Raw genomic sequence first — 15,707 nt, 5'->3', positions numbered from 1 at the left:
ATGGCACAGGAACAGTCCGACGTATTGGTGGTGTTCGGTGCCACCGGTGATCTCGCGCACAAGATGATTTTTCCCTCGCTCTATGCGATGGTGAAGCGTGGCGCGCTCAACACGCCCATCATCGGCGTGGCCTTTGACGACTGGACGCGCGATCAGCTGATCGCGCGTGCCAAAGACGCCGTGTCGAAACACGTTGACACCATCGACGAAGCTGCTTTCTCAAAGATGGCGGAGAAGTTGTCCTACGTCTCCGGCGATTACCGCAGCCAGTCGACATTCGACAAACTGAAGCTGGCGCTGGCAGGACATCAAAACCCGCTCTACTATCTCGCAATTCCACCGTCCCTGTTCGAGACAGTCGCCGATGGTCTTGATCAGGCCGGCATCGCCAAGAACGCCCGGCTGATGGTGGAAAAGCCGTTTGGGCGGGACCTTGCTTCGGCCAAGAAGCTGAACGACGTGCTGCACAAGGTGTTCGAGGAAGATGCGATCTTTCGCATCGACCACTTCCTTGGCAAGGAAGCCATTCAGAACCTTCTGTATTTTCGCTTTGCCAACAGCTTCCTTGAGCCCGTCTGGAACCGAGATCATGTGGAGAGCGTGCAGATCACCATGGCCGAGGATTTCGGCATCAAGGGGCGCGGCAAATTTTACGACGAAGTGGGCTGCATCCGCGATGTGATCCAGAACCATCTCGTCAACGTCCTCCTGCTCCTCACCATGGAGCCGCCGGCGTCCGGTGCCTCCGACGATCTTGTAGACGAGAAGGTGCAGGTGCTGAAAGCCATGCCGCCGCTGTCCAAAGAAGACGTGGTGCGCGGCCAGTTCGAAGGCTACACCGACGAACCCGGCGTGGCTCCATCATCGCCGACGGAAACCTTCGCTGCCGTTCGCTTCCGGGTTGCGACCTGGCGCTGGAATGGGGTGCCGTTCTTCATCCGCGCCGGCAAGAACCTGCCCGCCCACGCCACCGAAGTGGTCGTCCGCTTCAAGCGCCCTCCCGCGGCGCTCTTCGATGACGTTACTGATACACCGGCCAACTACATCCGCTTCCGCCTTGGTCCGGATATCTCCATCGGCGTCGGCGCGCGCCGCAAGGCGGCCGGCGAAAAAATGAAGGGTGAGGCAGTCGAACTCACGGCGCTTGATGACGGCATCGGCGATATGGCCCCATATGAGCGGTTGATCGGCGACGCCATGGCCGGTGATCGGCAACTGTTCACCCGGCAGGATGCCGCGGAATTGGCGTGGAAGATTGTCGAGCCGATCCTGGACGACAAGACCATTCCACCGACCTACAAGCCGGGGACATGGGGACCAACCGAGATGGACAATTTCGCGCCGCCAGGAGGCTGGGTGGACCCCGCCTGACCATTGGAGAAAATATATATGTCACAAGATATTTCAGAGACCAAAGATAGCGTTGTCCTGTCCATCGATATCGGCGGCAGCCACGTCAAAATCCTTTCCAGCGCAGGTGGTGAGGAAAAGAAGGCGGAAAGCGGAAAGACCATGACCGCCTCCGACATGGTCGAGGCCGTGAAGGCCATGGCAAAGGGCATGAAATACGACGTGATCTCGATGGGTTATCCCGGCCCCGTTGTTCATAACAAGCCGCTTCGCGACCCTGCAAACCTTGGCGATGGCTGGGTTGGGTTCGACTACGAGGCAGCCTTCGGTCATCCCGTTCGCATCGTCAACGACGCCATGATGCAGGCGATCGGCTCCTATAAAGGTGGCCGCATGCTGTTTCTTGGCCTCGGCACCGGGCTTGGGGCGGCGATGATCGTGGAAAACGTCGCGCAGCCGATGGAGATCGCCCACCTACCCTATCGCAAGCGCAAGAGCTACGAGCATTACGTCAGCGAAGCCTACCGCGAGAAGAAGGGCCACAAGAAGTGGCAGAAGCGGGTCTTCGACGTGGTCGAAGCTCTGACTGACGCCCTTGAGCCGGACTATGTGGTCATCGGTGGCGGCAATGTGGAGAAACTCGATTCACTGCCGCCCAAGTGTCGTAAAGGCGACAATACCCTTGCCTTCGAAGGCGGTTTTCGCCTTTGGAGGGACAAGAAGCTCATCGCCTGACTCAACGGCGGTTTCAGATCAAATGTGGCCGCTGCTCGCGCGAATGCGAAGCCCCTCCTTATCAAAGAATCTAGCGTCATCAGAATTGAATGATACGGAGATCGTTTGACCGATATTTGCCACTGGACCGGTTCCGCCTTGGACGACAAGCGGGAGGCCAGGGCCAAGATGCCCATAGAGGTAAGTGGCGCCCCCGAGAAACTCGGTAAAGTCAACCGTCATTTCGAGCGCGGGCTCGCCATTTCGAGCAAACCATATATGTTCAGGTCGAATTCCGAGCTGCAACTCGCCTTGAGCTGGCAAGGCTTGAGGAACCGAAGTTGGCATTCGCTGCTCACCAATGACCAGCGCCCCCTCCTCGAACTTGGCACTGATGATATTCATCTTCGGGCTACCGATGAAGCCAGCAACGAAGAGATTATCCGGATCGTGATAGAGATCGAAGGGAGATCCCACCTGTTCGATACGACCAGATCTCAGGACGACGATCTTGTCCGCAAGTGTCATGGCTTCGGTCTGATCATGCGTGACGTAGATCATCGTGTTGCCGAGCTGCTCGTGGAGCTTGGCAATCTCAATGCGCATGCCGACGCGGAGCTCCGCGTCCAAGTTTGACAAGGGCTCGTCGAACAGAAAGACTTCAGGATTACGGACGATGGCGCGGCCGATAGCCACGCGCTGGCGCTGGCCACCGGATAGCTGACCCGGTCGCCGATCGAGCAGAGGCGTAAGATGCAGAACCTCAGCCGCGCCCTGAACCAATCGTTGAACTTCGTCTCTCGGGCGATGCGCCATTTTAAGGCCGAACCCCATGTTCTGCGCCACGGTCATGTGCGGATAAAGCGCATAGGACTGAAACACCATGGCGATGCCGCGGTCGGAGGGATCGGCCTCCGTCACATCCCGCCCGCCAATGAGAATCTCTCCCTGGCTGGTATCCTCGAGGCCTGCGATCAGCCGCAGAAGTGTCGACTTTCCACAACCGGATGGGCCGACAAAAACCACGAATTCGCCTGCAGCAATCTTCAGGTCGATATCATGAATGACATCCACCGCGCCGAAGCTCTTGGAGACCCCCTTCAGTTCGACCCCGCTTGTGCGGACTGAAGCCTCGGCGGCCGGTTGCGTATCGTTCACATTCATCACAAGCCCTCCTTGCGGATCCAGACCAGCATTTCGCCGGGCGCACGGTTGTCCCAAAGATGATAGGGCACTGCGCGGATATCCACCTCCTGTCGCCGCGGCGCAGCGATGGAATAAAGCTGATCGTCGCCGATACTTTCTCGAACACCGGTGGTCACCAAGGCCGGAACGCCACCAAGCTCTTCCACCGCCTCGCAGCGGAACGCGCTTTCTGGACGCAGCAACACGGAATTCAAATCGTCGCCATTGTCGACACCTTCCAGGCAGTAAACGAGTGGCCCGCGCTGGAGCGCCACCCGTCCCTGGTCGTTGCCGATCTTTGGATTGGCGTGTACTTCCTGTACCGGCATTTCCAAATCCAGTTCAACGACGTCGCCAGCCTGCCAAAGGCGATTGAGCCTTGAATAACCTTTATCCTCGGTGGTGGCGATCTCAACTTGCTGACCGTTGACACGGATCGTGGCTTTCGGCGACCAGGCAGGAATACGCAACGCCAGAGTGAACTCGACGGGCGCTTCCGGTTCTACTGTCAGCCGAATCTTGCCGTCGAGGGGGTAAATCGTTGTCTGGCGAAGCTTGATCGATTGCCCTGCCACTTTCAGATCGGCCGCGCTATCGCAGTAAAGATGGACCGCGATTTCGTTATCTGCCTCTCCGTACATGTAGGTACCAACCGACGAGACGAGCCTTGCAATGTTCGGAGGGCAGCACGGGCAACGGTGCCAGTTCCAGCGGTGGTGCTTGCCGCGGCTTTCCAACGGATTGTCATAGAAAAACTGGGTGCCGTCGAGTGACAAGCCGACCAGCGCGCCATTGTAGAGAGCCCGCTCCATGACATCGGCATAGGCGCGGTCGGGGCCAAGACCAAGCATGCGGCTTGCCCAGAAGACCAATGCGACGGCAGCACAGGTTTCAGCGTAGGCTGTCTCATTGGGTAGATCGTAGTCGAATGTCAGTCCTTCATTGTACGCCGAAGGTCCGAACCCGCCAGTAACATACATGTTCTTACGCGTGAGATGCCCCCAGATGGCCTCGAGTGCCGGTTTCAGGCTGTCGTCGCCATACTCCGTCGAAACGTCGGCCATGCCGGAATAGAGGTAGGCAGCACGAACCGCGTGGCCGACGACGTGGCGCTGGTCTCGCACCGGCTCATGACTTTGGGAGTATTCATAGGTCCCAAAATGATAATCCGAGGGGTCCTTGCCGCGCTCGCGCGCTTCGCGGTCGTAATAATGCTCTCCGCCCGGCCGTTGCCCTCGCTCGTCCACAAAGAAGCGTGCCAAATCGATATAGCGTTGCTCGCCCGTGGCACGTCCGAGCTTGATCAGTGCCAGTTCGATTTCCGGGTGACCGCAGTAACCGGACATCTGCGTTTCTCTTGGACCAAAAACCTCGGAGATATGATCGGCATAGCGGGCCATGATGTCGAGGAATCTTCGCTTACCCGTCGCGTAGTAATAGGCGACCGCCCCTTCCATCAGGTGGCCGGCATTATAGAGTTCATGGCAATCACGCAGGTTGGTCCAGCGCTTGCCCGGCTCGATACGCTGATACCACGAATTAAGATAGCCATTGCTGTCCTGCAGCCTGCCATAGGCCTCCACAATCTCATCAATGCGGGCTTCGAGTGCGGCATCTGGTTTGTACAACAGCGTATAGGCGGCAGCCTCGATACTCTTGCCGAAGTCTGAATCCCAGAACATTTGCGTGCTAACTGTGTCATTCCCCTGTTGGTACGGGATGCGCAGACCGGGATTAGGTCGGTCTGGGTCCACCTGATCCAGCATGCCCGCCTCTATGCATCGATCGAGCAATGTATGAGCCGTCTTGTCAGCAATCGTCTGGATGCGCGGGCCGAAGAACCCTCCGACGCGAACCCGGTCCACTGCCGGTGGGCGGAAGAGCGAATTGGCGGATGTATTGTCGGCGCGTGAAACTGAAGTGTTCATGTCGTTTTCCTTTGAGGAATTGGTGGAAAGCCTACTTCACCGCGCCGGCCGTCAGGCCGCGGATGTAGAAGCGCTGCAAGGTGATAAAGAGTATGAGGCAGGGGATCATCATCACGGTGACGCCGGCTTGCACGGCGCCCCAGTCCACCGATCCATAATGGCCGGAGCGGACAGCGGTGACGAGGACGGGCAGCGTGTAGCGATCCTGATCCGTCAGGAAGACGAGTGCCGCGAGAAACTCGTTCCAGGCGTTGAGGAAAGCGAAGATACCCACTGAAACGATGCCAGGCAGCACGAGTGGGCCTGAGACATAGATTAGAGACCGAAAACCCTTGATGCCATCGACCCGCGCGGCCTCCTCGATCTCCTTTGGCACTGCATCGAAGGCGTTGCGCATCATGAAGACTGAGAAAGGCAGTTGGAGCGTGACATAGATCAGAACGAGACCGCTTAGCGTGTTCTGCAAGCCGAGCTTGGCCAGTATCAGGAAGAGCGGCGTCAAAATCGACTGAAACGGCACCATGATAGTCGATAGGATCATCAGGAAGGCAAGTGACTTCAACGGAAAGCGGAACCTGGAAAAGCCGTAACCGGCAAAGACCGAAATCAAAATCGTGAGGATTGCCGTTCCCGCCGCCACGAACAGGCTGTTGCCCGCATAGTGCAGTATCCCCGAACCGAAATCTTCCAGCCTTTGATAACTGCACAAGCAAAGCCCGCTTAAGGAAAGCAAGCCGCTTCCTGCAGATGGTTGGGCGTGGAAAGACGCAATCAGAACAAGCACAATGGGCGCGAGAAAAAGCAGCGCGATCAGAATGCAGGTTACGTGAAACAGAATTTTATAGAGCTTCGTCTGGCCCGCCCTGCGCCGATAGGCGGGCTTCGTTGTCATTGCGTCCAGCACCGTCATTTCGGTTCCTCCTCACGCAAGAGCCTGAGCTGGATGGCACTCAATACGAGCAGGATGGCCAGCAGCACCATGGAGAGGGCTGCACCGTAACCGAGACGGAAAGAGACAAACGACTGGCTGAAAATCCAGTAGACGGCGGTCACCGTGCTGTTCTGTGGTCCTCCTGCCAGGATAATGTAGAACTGATCGAAAGCCAGCATCGAGCCCGAAACGCACAGGATGAGCGCCAGTGAGAAAGGCCGACGCAGGAGCGGCATGATAATGAAGCGAAACCTTTGAAAGGCATTGGCACCATCAATTCGAGCTGCTTCGATAAAATCTGTGGGAATGGCCTGCAGGCCGCTCATCAAGATGACCATGTAGAAGCCGGCCATTTTCCAAAGCACCATCGCAGTGACGGACCAGAAGGCTGGTGTGAATGTTGCAAGCAGGTTGACGCGACCTTGAGTCAATCCCAGCTCTTCGGCCAGAGGCGAAAAAAGGCCGGTATCGACATTGGAAAGCCAGCTCCATAATAGACTTGCCGAGGCAAAACCGATCACCACCGGCATGAAGAAGGCTGTGCGGTAGACGCCTGAGAAGGGCCGGTCCTTTTCTACCAGGAGCGCCAGCGATAAACCGAGAGCCAGAAGTCCGATCGTCGCAGCGATGGTGTAGCGGATGGTGAAGGCAAGCGCGTTCCAGAAGTTTCTATCGCTCCAGAGAGCCTTGTAGTTTCCAAATCCAATCCAACGCGGCAACCCCAGGAGCGGCCAGTTGTGAAGCGACATCCACGCCGTCATGCAAAGCGGCAATAGGAAGAACACCAGCACAAGTGCCAGCGCAGGCGCAACGTAAAGTAGACCCTTCCAGTCGCGGCGGCGCTTGCGCCGTGGGCGCAGATGAGCGTTCGGCACACCTCTAGCGGGCGCCGCTATTTGGTCCGACATGAATGTTTCCTCCAATGGCATCAACGAGGCGGAGGAAACCTCCGCAACTTGATCGTCCGCTGCGATTACGGGGCGGTGTCGACGATCGACTGCATGGTGCTTTGGGCCGTCTGGATGGCCGGTTCGATGGACTCCGGCGTTCCGAATAATGCCGTGTTCAACATGGTGATCCATGGCCCGTTGGCAGAGTTGAACAGATCGTTGAAGACGGTCGTGTAAGGCGTCTTGCCTTTCGCCATCGCTTCGGCGGCAATGAGGTAGCGGGAATCCAGACCCTCAAGGGCGTCCTTGGCGATGTCACTGCGGATTGGCAGCGAACCATTCCGCGCGAGAAGTTTCTGACCTTCCAGCGAATAAGAGAATTGCAGGAACGCCTTCACCGCTTCCATTTTCTTTGTGCCTTTCGAAACGACGAAATTGTCGCCTCCCGCAAAGGAAGAGGAACCGCCATCCTTACCGGGAAGCGGGGTCACGCCATATTCAAGGTCGGGACTTTGTGTCGCAAGAGCCCCGATCGCGAAGGAGCCCGAAGGCGTGATGCCAATCTTGCCCGTGGCGAAGGCGGCGAAGAAGTTCGAGCCGGTATCGGTCTGCGCACCGGCAGGGACGAGCTTGTCACGGACCATGCTCTGATAGAATGCAATAGCGTCGCGCATTTGCGGCGTATCGAGCGTGACCTGACGGCCATCTGCCGAAAAAATATCTGCGCCAGACGCCCAGATCAGAGGCGTGAAGGTGAAGATGTTGCAGCCGCCGCAGTTTCCGGAGAAGTAAAATCCTTTGATGTCGCCTCCCAGCGCATTGACCTTCTCAGCTGCGGAGCGAATTTCCGCCCATGTTTTCGGTCCCTTTTCGGGATCCAAACCCGCCTGTTTGAACAACTTCTTGTTCCAGATGAGAACGGAGCCATCAGCCGAGAACGGCAGACCATAGATATGATCCTGATAGGTTCCGACCGAGATGTGCGCCTTCGACAACGCGTTGAAATAGGGGAGCGATTTTGCGAAATCAGTGAGGTCCTCCAATTGTCCTGCCGCAGCGAAAGCCGGGGTGTAGATCAGGTCGAGGGAGAGGGCATCCGGCGCGGTGCCGCCCGCGGTCGCAACGGCGTATTTCTGGACAAGTTCGTTTACGGGAACGATCTGCAAGTCCGCGTGGTGTTCTTTCTGACTGGCGTTAAACGCATCGACGAGCTTCGGCATGAAGGTCGAGCTGTCGGAGCGGGTCCACAGCGAAAAATTCTCAGCGTTGGCTGTTGCGGGCAAGGCAAGTCCGGCAGCCACAAGACCGCTCAACCCAAATATCCAATGTCTCATGTCCATTCTCCTCCCGAAATGCGCCGATCCGGCGCTGTTGAATTCTCAATCAGAACTGCTGATAGACGCTCCGCATGACTCCCGGACCATCAGGCGGCAGGCGAGCCGACGTTGACCGGCCTCCACCGGCTTCCCGTCGATCAAATCAAGCAAAGTTATTCCTGCCTGACGGCCAAGCTCCTTGAGAGCCATATCGACCGTCGTTAGCGGAGGCCGCGTCGCTGCGGCAAAGATCTCCCAATTATCGAAGCCGACGACAGCGATGTCTTGCGGAACGCGAATGCCGGACAGGGTTAGTGCATCGATAAGACCTCGCGCGATCTGGTCATTGCCGCAGAAGACGGCATCTGGTCGATCGGCGCTCGCCATGGTTACGAAGCGCTGCCCGGCTTCATATCCGAATCTTTCGGACCATTCGCCGGACAGCGCTTCCTCGAAGCAGGGGAGCGCTGCCTCGGATAATGCTCGTTCCCAGCCTTGCTCTCTCAGGCCGACGGCACTGAAGCTCCTGGGGCCGGTGATATGTGCGATACGCCTGCGACCCAGCTCGACAAGATGAGAGACAGCTGCGTAAGCACCACCCTCATCGTCCGGAACAAAGCCGATCGCACCGTCGGGACACGCAGCGTTCACATACACAACCGGCATATGCACAGTGGGAAGATCCACTGGTAGAACTCGGTCAACGCGCTTGCCGGATACCACCAAACCATCGACACGCTTGTCTTCCATCGCTTCAATATTGGAACGAACACGTTCCGGATCGTCATCAATGGCGCAAAGGAAAACCGACACTCCGCGATCCGCCATCGCGACGGAAAGGCCTGCGGCAATCGGCAAGGTGAAGCGGCCATATGTATCGTTGGTCAGAAGGCCGAGGGTGAAAGATCGCTGCCCGACAAGCGCGCGTGCCATGGCGTTTGGACGAAATCCCATCTTTTGAGCGACGGCCTGAATGCGTTCGCGGGTTTCTCCAGACATTCGGCCGCGCTCATTCAATGCCTTGGATGCCGTAGAAATCGACACGCCAGCTGCCGCAGCAACATCCTTGATGGTGACGCGCAAAGAGGCATCCTGTCCGTCCGCCAATACGTCAGCTACTGCGCCTATTCCACTCTCGATCATCGAAGAGAACCTAATGAGAAAACGTTTTCTCAAAATAGGGAAAACGTTTTCTCTGTCAAGCGAGATTATTTATGATGCGTCATGCTTTGGCAGGCGTCAGAATAACGGTGAGGTGGGGATCTGCTTGCGCGAGCTGACGGCAATTATCGATATAGAGCCGAAATGCTGCAGAGTAAGCCACTGCGTAATGCGGCAATACCGCAACGCCGTGCGGGTTTTGCGGGCGGTGCGATGGCAGTGGCTTGTCGTCGATAAGTGGCGTCGTTGCTGTTACAAGCTCAGATAACTTGCTCGCAATCGGCGCTTCATGAAGAAGCGTATCTAGCTCCGAAGCTTAGAACCCCAGTATCGCCGACAGCACCATCTGCTTGATAAGAACGCCAGCAATGTTATTGGGATCTCCTGCGGTTATCTGCAGATCGCTCTTGCAATCTCGCTCGTAAGCGGCACGACGTGCCGCTGACACATCGGCCAGCAACCGTTGTCTAACCGGCTGAACCACGTTTTGTTCACGGGTTGTCCGGCTTGCCTTATCCGAACAAACGACACAGGTTTCTGCTGCTTCTTAGACGATCCCGCCCGAGCCGCCACGCTGTGAAGGGCGCTCACCTGCCACCTGCTTGCGATAGCCGCTGGCTCGGTAAGTTGCGATTGGATCTATTGCCGCACCAGCCTTTTTGCGGGCTTGCGCAAGAATGGCCTCGACATCCGTGCGATAGGCGCGCTTCAGCGTGTCGGACGCCATGAGTGCATCGTTTTCCTGCTGGAAATTTTCAAGCGCGGGGCGATCGACAAGCAATGCCTGTGCGTAGGCCCGGCGGATTTCGTTGGCGCTGGAGATGAGGCTTTCGATCGGGTCGGTGACGTTATGCGACTGGTCGATCATATGCGCAGGATGGAAGTGCTTCACGCCGCGGTGCTCTGCATCCACCAATTCATTGAAAACGAGGAAAAGGCGATATGGCTCGATAGCGCCGGCATCAAGATCGTCATCGCCATATTTGCTGTCGTTGAAATGAAAACCTCCGAGCTTGCCGAACTGGATCAGGCGAGCGACGATCATTTCGATATTGGTGTTGGGTGCGTGATGGCCAAGATCGACGAGGCAGAAAGCTTTCTCACCGAGCGTGCTGGCGATCAGGTAATTGGTGCCCCAGTCTTGTACGACGGTGGAGTAGAAGGCTGGCTCGTACATCTTGTGTTCGGAGAACAGCCGCCAATTATCAGGCAGTGCCTTGTAGATGTCCGCCATACCGGCGAGGTAGCGCTCGAAGCTTTTGGTGAAGTTGCTCTGTCCAGGGAAGTTGGAGCCATCGCCGATCCAGACCGTCAAGGCTTTGGAGCCGAGTGCCTTTCCGATCTCGATGCATTCGATGTTGTGCTCGACCGCCTGTTGGCGCGTTGCAGCATCCGTATGGCTCAAGGAGCCGTATTTGTAGGAGTGCTGCTGATCTGCAGCGTCCGAAAAGGTGTTGGAATTCATCGCGTCGAAGCCAAGGCCGAGCGCGTCGGCGTGTGCCTTCAGCCTTGCAGGGTCTTCCTTATCCCACGGAATATGAAGAGAAACAGTGGGCGTGGCAGCCGTCAGCTGGTTGATGACAGCGCAGTCATCCAACTTGTCGAAAATACCGCGTGGTTCGCCGAGGCCCGGAAAGCGGGCAAAGCGTGTACCGCCGGTTCCAACGCCCCAGGATGGGACGGCCACATGGAACTCGGCAACCTTGGCCGTTATCGCATCGATATCGATGTTGCGGCGTGACAGATGTTCACCAAGGGCCGCATAGTCTGCTTCATGCGCCTTCGCGCGCTTCTCGTTCTCGCGATTGACCAGATCCGCCGCAATTCTCAGTTCCGTCATGTCATCCTCCCTCTGCACCATGTCCCCTTCAAGCCGTCCTGCAGCCGTCTCATCGTGAGCGGAGGAAAGGGCTTGATCGTGGCGATCTTTCTCATTTTGCAATCACCAGCACCTAACCTGCAAACCGCCCACGGTTACTTTCGGGCGGTTTGCGCCTCAGCGTGTGAAGCTCTGGGCGTTGCCGGCGTCGACGTTGATGATATTTCCCGTCGACTTGGCAGATGCGTCTGACGCCAGGAAGAAGATTGCTTCGGCAATGTCTTCCGGAAAGACGTTCAGCTTCAGCATGGAACGCTTGCGGTAATGTTCCTCAAGATCGTCCACCTCGATCTTGGAGGATGCCGCGCGCTGTTCGCGCCACTCGCCGTTCCATATCTTGGAACCGCGCAGAACCGCATCGGGATTGACGGTGTTGACGCGAATACCTGCATCGGCACCTTCAAGGGCCAGGCAACGAGCGAGATGGATCTCAGCAGCCTTCGCAGTGCAATAGGCAGATGCGTTGGGCGAAGACGCCAGGCCATTTTTGGATGCGACGAAGACGACATTGCCGCCGAGCTTCTGACGTCGGAACAGGCGGAAGGCTTCCCGCGAAACGAGGAAATAGCCCGTTGCAAGAATGTCGATATTCTTGTTCCACATGGCAAGCGTGGTGTCTTCGACAGCTGCAGATGACGCAATGCCCGCATTGGAAACGAGGATATCGATACCGCCAAACTCCACGCTTGCCTCGGCGAACGCCCTAAGAACGGCATCTTCATGGGTGACATCGAGCTTGACAGTACGGACAGCATCCGCGCTGAACCTTTTTTCGAAGTCGCCTTTCGTGTTTTCGAGTGCGGCCTCATCGATATCGGCAAGTATGACGCAAGCGCCCTCGCTTGCCAGCCGCTCCGCTGTAGCGCGTCCAATACCTCCCGCACCACCGGTAATGAATGCAACCCTCCCGGCCAGGCTCTTGGGCTTCGGCATGCGCTGAAGCTTCGCTTCTTCCAACAGCCAATATTCGATGTCGAAGGCCTCCTGTTCCGGCAGACCTTGATACTCCGACACCGCCGATGCACCGCGCATCACATTGATGGCGTTGACGTAAAACTCACCTGCAATACGCGCGGTTGCCTTGTCCTTGGCGAAGGAGAACATGCCGACGCCGGGAATGAGGAAGATGACCGGGTTAGGATCGCGCATCTTCGGCGAATTGGCGTGCTTGCAGCTCTCGTAGTAGCGGCTGTAATCGGCGCGGTAGTCTTCAAGCGCCTGATCGAGGCCCGCAAGTAATGCGTCGACATCCGGTTTCGACGTATCCAGATCGAGGATCAGGGGGCGGATCTTGGTGCGCAGGAAGTGATCTGGGCAGGATGTGCCAAGCGCGCCGAGCGGCTTCAATTCCTTCGAGTTGACGAACTCCAACACGGCATCCTGATCGTCGAAATGACCAAGCTTGCGCTCGTCTTTCCCGATGCGTCCGCGAATTTCGGGCATCAGCCGGGCAGCGATTGCCCGGCGATCTTCCCTGGGCAGGGTATTGGCGACGGCACCACCAAAGATTGTCTTGCCTTCCGTCTTGGTAGCGAACCACTCGATCGCCTTGTTGATAATCGCAAGCGTCAGCTCGTAACAGGCCTTGGCATCGTTGTCCCAAGTGAAGAGACCATGGCTTTCCAACACAACGCCCTTGGCATCGGGGTTTGCCTTGACGAAGGCTTCGAGGTCGAGACCGAGCTGAAAGCCCGGGCGGCGCCAAGGCAGCCAGCCAATCTCACTGCCGAACACGTCTTTCGTCAGTTCCCGTGAATTCTTCGAAGCGGCAATGGCAATGATTGCGTCCGGATGCATGTGATCGACATGATCGAAGGGCACGAAACCGTGCAGTGGCGTGTCGATGGAGGCCGCGCGCGGGTTGAGATTGAATGTGCAATGGGGAAGAAAACCGACCATGCGGTCTTCGTCTTCCACACCGCGATAGATGCCCTTGAGCGCTTCAAGCTTTTCCATGTAGAGGGTCGCGAAGCCGTCAAGCTTGATCGTGCCGACATCGCCGCCAGATCCCTTGACCCACATGACGCGGACCTTGTTGCCGGTGAGCGGGTCGGTTTCCCAGACTTTGGCAGAGGTATTGCCACCACCGTAATTGGTGATCCGTTTGTCAGCGCCCAGAAGGTTGGAGCGATAGAGCAGCTTTCCCGGCTCATCCAGCGTTGCTGCATAAGCGTCGTCCCAACGATTTTCGAGAAGACGGGATTGTCCCATCGCAGTATCCTCCCACGGCAATTATTGCGAGTCCCAGGTGAACTCGCCTCCCATTGAGAGCAGATATCGCGCATCTAAAAGCACTATGTCAATCACAAACGATCATAAATTTTCATTGTGCGCCGCAACATTGATATTTTTGATCGAACTTGATTGACAACAATCGAAGTTTACGAAAGATTGCGGTCAGGAGGACCCCATGTACGAGAGCGAACGCCATCGCATCATCTTGAGCGCCATTCAGGAAAAGCCTGTGGTGACGGTGCAGGACATTGCCGAACTGACCGATGCGTCCGAGGCAACGATCAGGCGTGATATCGCATCTCTTCACGTCCAGGGGAAACTGCGCCGTGTGCGCGGCGGAGCCGAGGCGGTGCATCCGCCACAGCTTGGCAACCTGGCCGCACGTCCCTTTCGCGTCTCGGAATCGGTCAATATTGATAAGAAACGCGCAATTGCACGCAAGGCCGTCGATTTGTGCGAGGAAGGTGACGCCATCATTATCAATGGCGGTACGACCACCTTCCAGATGGTGCATTTCATGTCGGCCCGGCGTCTGCAGGTAATGACCAACTCCTTCGCCATTGCTGAGCATCTGGTGAAGCACTCGAAATGCAATGTCAGCGTACCTGGTGGCGCGATCTATCGCGACCAGAGCCTCATCCTGTCTCCTTTCGAGAATGACGCGATCCGCAATTTCTATGCGCGGCGCATCTTCATCGGAGCACAGGGGGTCGGCGCGCTTGGCATCATGGAATCCGACGCAATGGTGATCCAGAGCGAACAGAAGCTGATGCGGCAGGCAGAGGAGTTGATCGTCATGGTCGACTCCTCCAAGTTTCGCAAACGCTCCAGCCTTATCCTGACACCCCTGGATACGGTTTCGACGATCATCACCGACGAAGACATTTCAGACGAGGCCGCACGCATGGTGGAGGCCGCGGGAGTGACGCTGGTCATCGCCGGAGCGGCGGCAGCGCAGGCGGAGGACAAACCGCCTACAGAGGAGGATTCCGCTTCGGTTGCTTGAGGAGCGCCGAAGGGAAGGTTTTAACGGGAGGAAAAGGGAATGAAACTGACACGCAGAAAACTCACCCGCGCGCTTGCGCTCGGTGTAGCGCTTGGTGTTGCCGGTATCGGCAGCGTCGCCCAGGCGAAAGACATGAAAATCGCGCTTGTGGTGAAGTCGCTTGGCAATGGCTTCTTCGAGGCTGCCAATAAGGGTGCGCAGGAAGCAGCCAAGGAACTTGGCGGCGTTGAGATCATCTATACCGGCCCGACAACGACGACCGCAGAAGGCCAGATCGAGGTCATCAATTCGCTGATCGCCCAGGGCGTCGATGCGATTGCGATCTCGGCAAACGATCCGGACGCCGTGGTTCCGGCACTGAAGAAGGCCGCGCAGCGCGGCATCAAGGTTATCTCCTGGGATTCGGGTGTCGCACCGGCGGGCCGCATTCTGCAGCTCAACCCCTCCTCCAATGCGCTGATCGGCAAAATGTGCCTGCAGCTTGCCGCCGATCATCTCGAAGGCGGCAAGGGCGACTTCGCCATCCTTTCGGCCACAACCACCTCCACGAACCAGAACATCTGGATCGAGGAGATGAAGAAGCAACTGAAGGACTTCCCCGGCCTCAACCTGGTCACCACCGTCTACGGCGACGACTTGGCCGACAAGAGCTATCGTGAAGCGCAAGGTCTCCTGACCTCTCAGCCGAACGTCAAGGTTATCGTTGCCCCGACGACGGTTGGCGTCCTGGCTGCGTCTCAGGCTGTCAAGGATGCTGGCAAGATCGGTCAGGTCTATGTCACGGGCCTTGGCCTTCCGTCTGAAATGGCCGGCGCCATCAAGTCCGGTGCGACCAAGGAATTCGCCATCTGGAACCCGATCGACCTTGGCTATTCTGCGACCCAGATCGCCTACCACCTCGTCAAGGGTGATGCCGACGGCAAGCCGGGCTCCGAAATCGAAGCCGGCCGCATGGGCAAGATCAAGGTCGGCGAAAACAGCGAAGCCGCAATGGCAGATCCGTTCGTCTATGACGCGAAGAACATCGATCAGTTCTCCAAGATTTTCTGATCTTTGACTTCATCTCCCGGCGACAACAGCCGCCGGGAGATGTTTCCAACATTCCCTCAGTC

The 15,707-nt window shown here is 57.3% G+C and carries 12 protein-coding genes; 4 read left to right on the top strand and 8 right to left on the bottom strand.

Features of this window, described 5'->3' with window-relative positions:
• Positions 1–1,371 carry a glucose-6-phosphate dehydrogenase gene (zwf, locus tag ACTJK5_RS17615; protein ID WP_440612916.1) on the top strand — a complete coding sequence of 457 codons (1,371 nt, stop codon included), beginning with the start codon at positions 1–3 and terminating at the stop codon, positions 1,369–1,371.
• 18 nt (positions 1,372–1,389) lie between these two features.
• Positions 1,390–2,085, top strand: a complete 696-nt coding sequence (locus ACTJK5_RS17610; RefSeq protein WP_113179040.1) for an ROK family protein — start codon at positions 1,390–1,392, stop codon at positions 2,083–2,085.
• 18 nt (positions 2,086–2,103) lie between these two features.
• Here the strand turns inward: ACTJK5_RS17610 and ACTJK5_RS17605 are convergent, their stop codons facing one another.
• The 8 genes from ACTJK5_RS17605 to ACTJK5_RS17570 all read right to left on the bottom strand — a co-directional run bounded on the left by ACTJK5_RS17605 (position 2,104) and on the right by ACTJK5_RS17570 (position 13,565).
• The gene (locus ACTJK5_RS17605) at positions 2,104–3,228 is read right to left on the bottom strand and encodes an ABC transporter ATP-binding protein (RefSeq protein ID WP_113179041.1); all 1,125 of its coding nucleotides are present in this window, start codon (positions 3,226–3,228) and stop codon (positions 2,104–2,106) included.
• Positions 3,228–5,177: a glycoside hydrolase family 127 protein gene (locus ACTJK5_RS17600; RefSeq protein WP_113179042.1), complete on the bottom strand. Its 1,950-nt coding sequence runs from the start codon at positions 5,175–5,177 to the stop codon at positions 3,228–3,230. The genes ACTJK5_RS17605 and ACTJK5_RS17600 overlap by 1 nt, the downstream gene beginning before the upstream one ends.
• Positions 5,178–5,208: 31 nt before the next feature.
• On the bottom strand, positions 5,209–6,069 hold the full coding sequence (locus tag ACTJK5_RS17595; protein WP_162740941.1) for a carbohydrate ABC transporter permease: 861 nt from the start codon (positions 6,067–6,069) through the stop codon (positions 5,209–5,211).
• 14 nt (positions 6,070–6,083) lie between these two features.
• Entirely contained in the window at positions 6,084–7,016 is a 933-nt protein-coding gene (locus ACTJK5_RS17590; protein ID WP_113179044.1) for a carbohydrate ABC transporter permease, read from the bottom strand.
• Between the two features lie 65 nt (positions 7,017–7,081).
• Positions 7,082–8,332 (bottom strand): ABC transporter substrate-binding protein, encoded by a 1,251-nt coding sequence (locus tag ACTJK5_RS17585; protein WP_113179045.1) that lies wholly within the window; start codon positions 8,330–8,332, stop codon positions 7,082–7,084.
• Between the two features lie 45 nt (positions 8,333–8,377).
• Entirely contained in the window at positions 8,378–9,457 is a 1,080-nt protein-coding gene (locus ACTJK5_RS17580) for a LacI family DNA-binding transcriptional regulator (protein WP_111846418.1), read from the bottom strand.
• Positions 9,458–10,022: 565 nt separating this feature from the next.
• Complete coding sequence (rhaI, locus tag ACTJK5_RS17575) at positions 10,023–11,315, bottom strand: L-rhamnose catabolism isomerase (protein WP_113179124.1); 1,293 nt, start codon at positions 11,313–11,315, stop codon at positions 10,023–10,025.
• Positions 11,316–11,471: 156 nt separating this feature from the next.
• Positions 11,472–13,565 (bottom strand): bifunctional rhamnulose-1-phosphate aldolase/short-chain dehydrogenase, encoded by a 2,094-nt coding sequence (locus ACTJK5_RS17570; protein WP_313592282.1) that lies wholly within the window; start codon positions 13,563–13,565, stop codon positions 11,472–11,474.
• Positions 13,566–13,764: 199 nt separating this feature from the next.
• On the opposite strand from ACTJK5_RS17570, the gene ACTJK5_RS17565 reads away from it, so the two are divergent.
• Positions 13,765–14,595: a DeoR/GlpR family DNA-binding transcription regulator gene (locus tag ACTJK5_RS17565; protein ID WP_062426724.1), complete on the top strand. Its 831-nt coding sequence runs from the start codon at positions 13,765–13,767 to the stop codon at positions 14,593–14,595.
• A gap of 39 nt (positions 14,596–14,634) precedes the next feature.
• Complete coding sequence (rhaS, locus tag ACTJK5_RS17560; RefSeq protein WP_062426723.1) at positions 14,635–15,645, top strand: rhamnose ABC transporter substrate-binding protein; 1,011 nt, start codon at positions 14,635–14,637, stop codon at positions 15,643–15,645.
• Positions 15,646–15,707 lie beyond the last annotated feature (62 nt).

It is taken from the genome of Agrobacterium sp. 22094, assembly GCF_052046015.1.
Lineage (GTDB): Bacteria > Pseudomonadota > Alphaproteobacteria > Rhizobiales > Rhizobiaceae > Agrobacterium > Agrobacterium cavarae.
Note: the sequence above shows the minus strand (reverse complement) of the source record. Positions and strands in the feature narration are given on the sequence as shown.

Bases quoted from the DNA above. Each gene is read 5' to 3' on its own strand.
- ACTJK5_RS17570 (WP_313592282.1), bottom strand. From the start codon at position 13,565: ATGGGACAATCCCGTCTTCTCGAAAATCGTTGGGACGACGCTTATGCA.
- ACTJK5_RS17580 (WP_111846418.1), bottom strand. From the start codon at position 9,457: ATGATCGAGAGTGGAATAGGCGCAGTAGCTGACGTATTGGCGGACGGA.
- ACTJK5_RS17590 (WP_113179044.1), bottom strand. From the start codon at position 7,016: ATGTCGGACCAAATAGCGGCGCCCGCTAGAGGTGTGCCGAACGCTCAT.
- rhaS (WP_062426723.1), top strand. From the start codon at position 14,635: ATGAAACTGACACGCAGAAAACTCACCCGCGCGCTTGCGCTCGGTGTA.
- ACTJK5_RS17565 (WP_062426724.1), top strand. From the start codon at position 13,765: ATGTACGAGAGCGAACGCCATCGCATCATCTTGAGCGCCATTCAGGAA.
- ACTJK5_RS17585 (WP_113179045.1), bottom strand. From the start codon at position 8,332: ATGAGACATTGGATATTTGGGTTGAGCGGTCTTGTGGCTGCCGGACTT.
- rhaI (WP_113179124.1), bottom strand. From the start codon at position 11,315: ATGACGGAACTGAGAATTGCGGCGGATCTGGTCAATCGCGAGAACGAG.
- ACTJK5_RS17610 (WP_113179040.1), top strand. From the start codon at position 1,390: ATGTCACAAGATATTTCAGAGACCAAAGATAGCGTTGTCCTGTCCATC.
- ACTJK5_RS17605 (WP_113179041.1), bottom strand. From the start codon at position 3,228: ATGAATGTGAACGATACGCAACCGGCCGCCGAGGCTTCAGTCCGCACA.
- ACTJK5_RS17600 (WP_113179042.1), bottom strand. From the start codon at position 5,177: ATGAACACTTCAGTTTCACGCGCCGACAATACATCCGCCAATTCGCTC.
- ACTJK5_RS17595 (WP_162740941.1), bottom strand. From the start codon at position 6,069: ATGACAACGAAGCCCGCCTATCGGCGCAGGGCGGGCCAGACGAAGCTC.
- zwf (WP_440612916.1), top strand. From the start codon at position 1: ATGGCACAGGAACAGTCCGACGTATTGGTGGTGTTCGGTGCCACCGGT.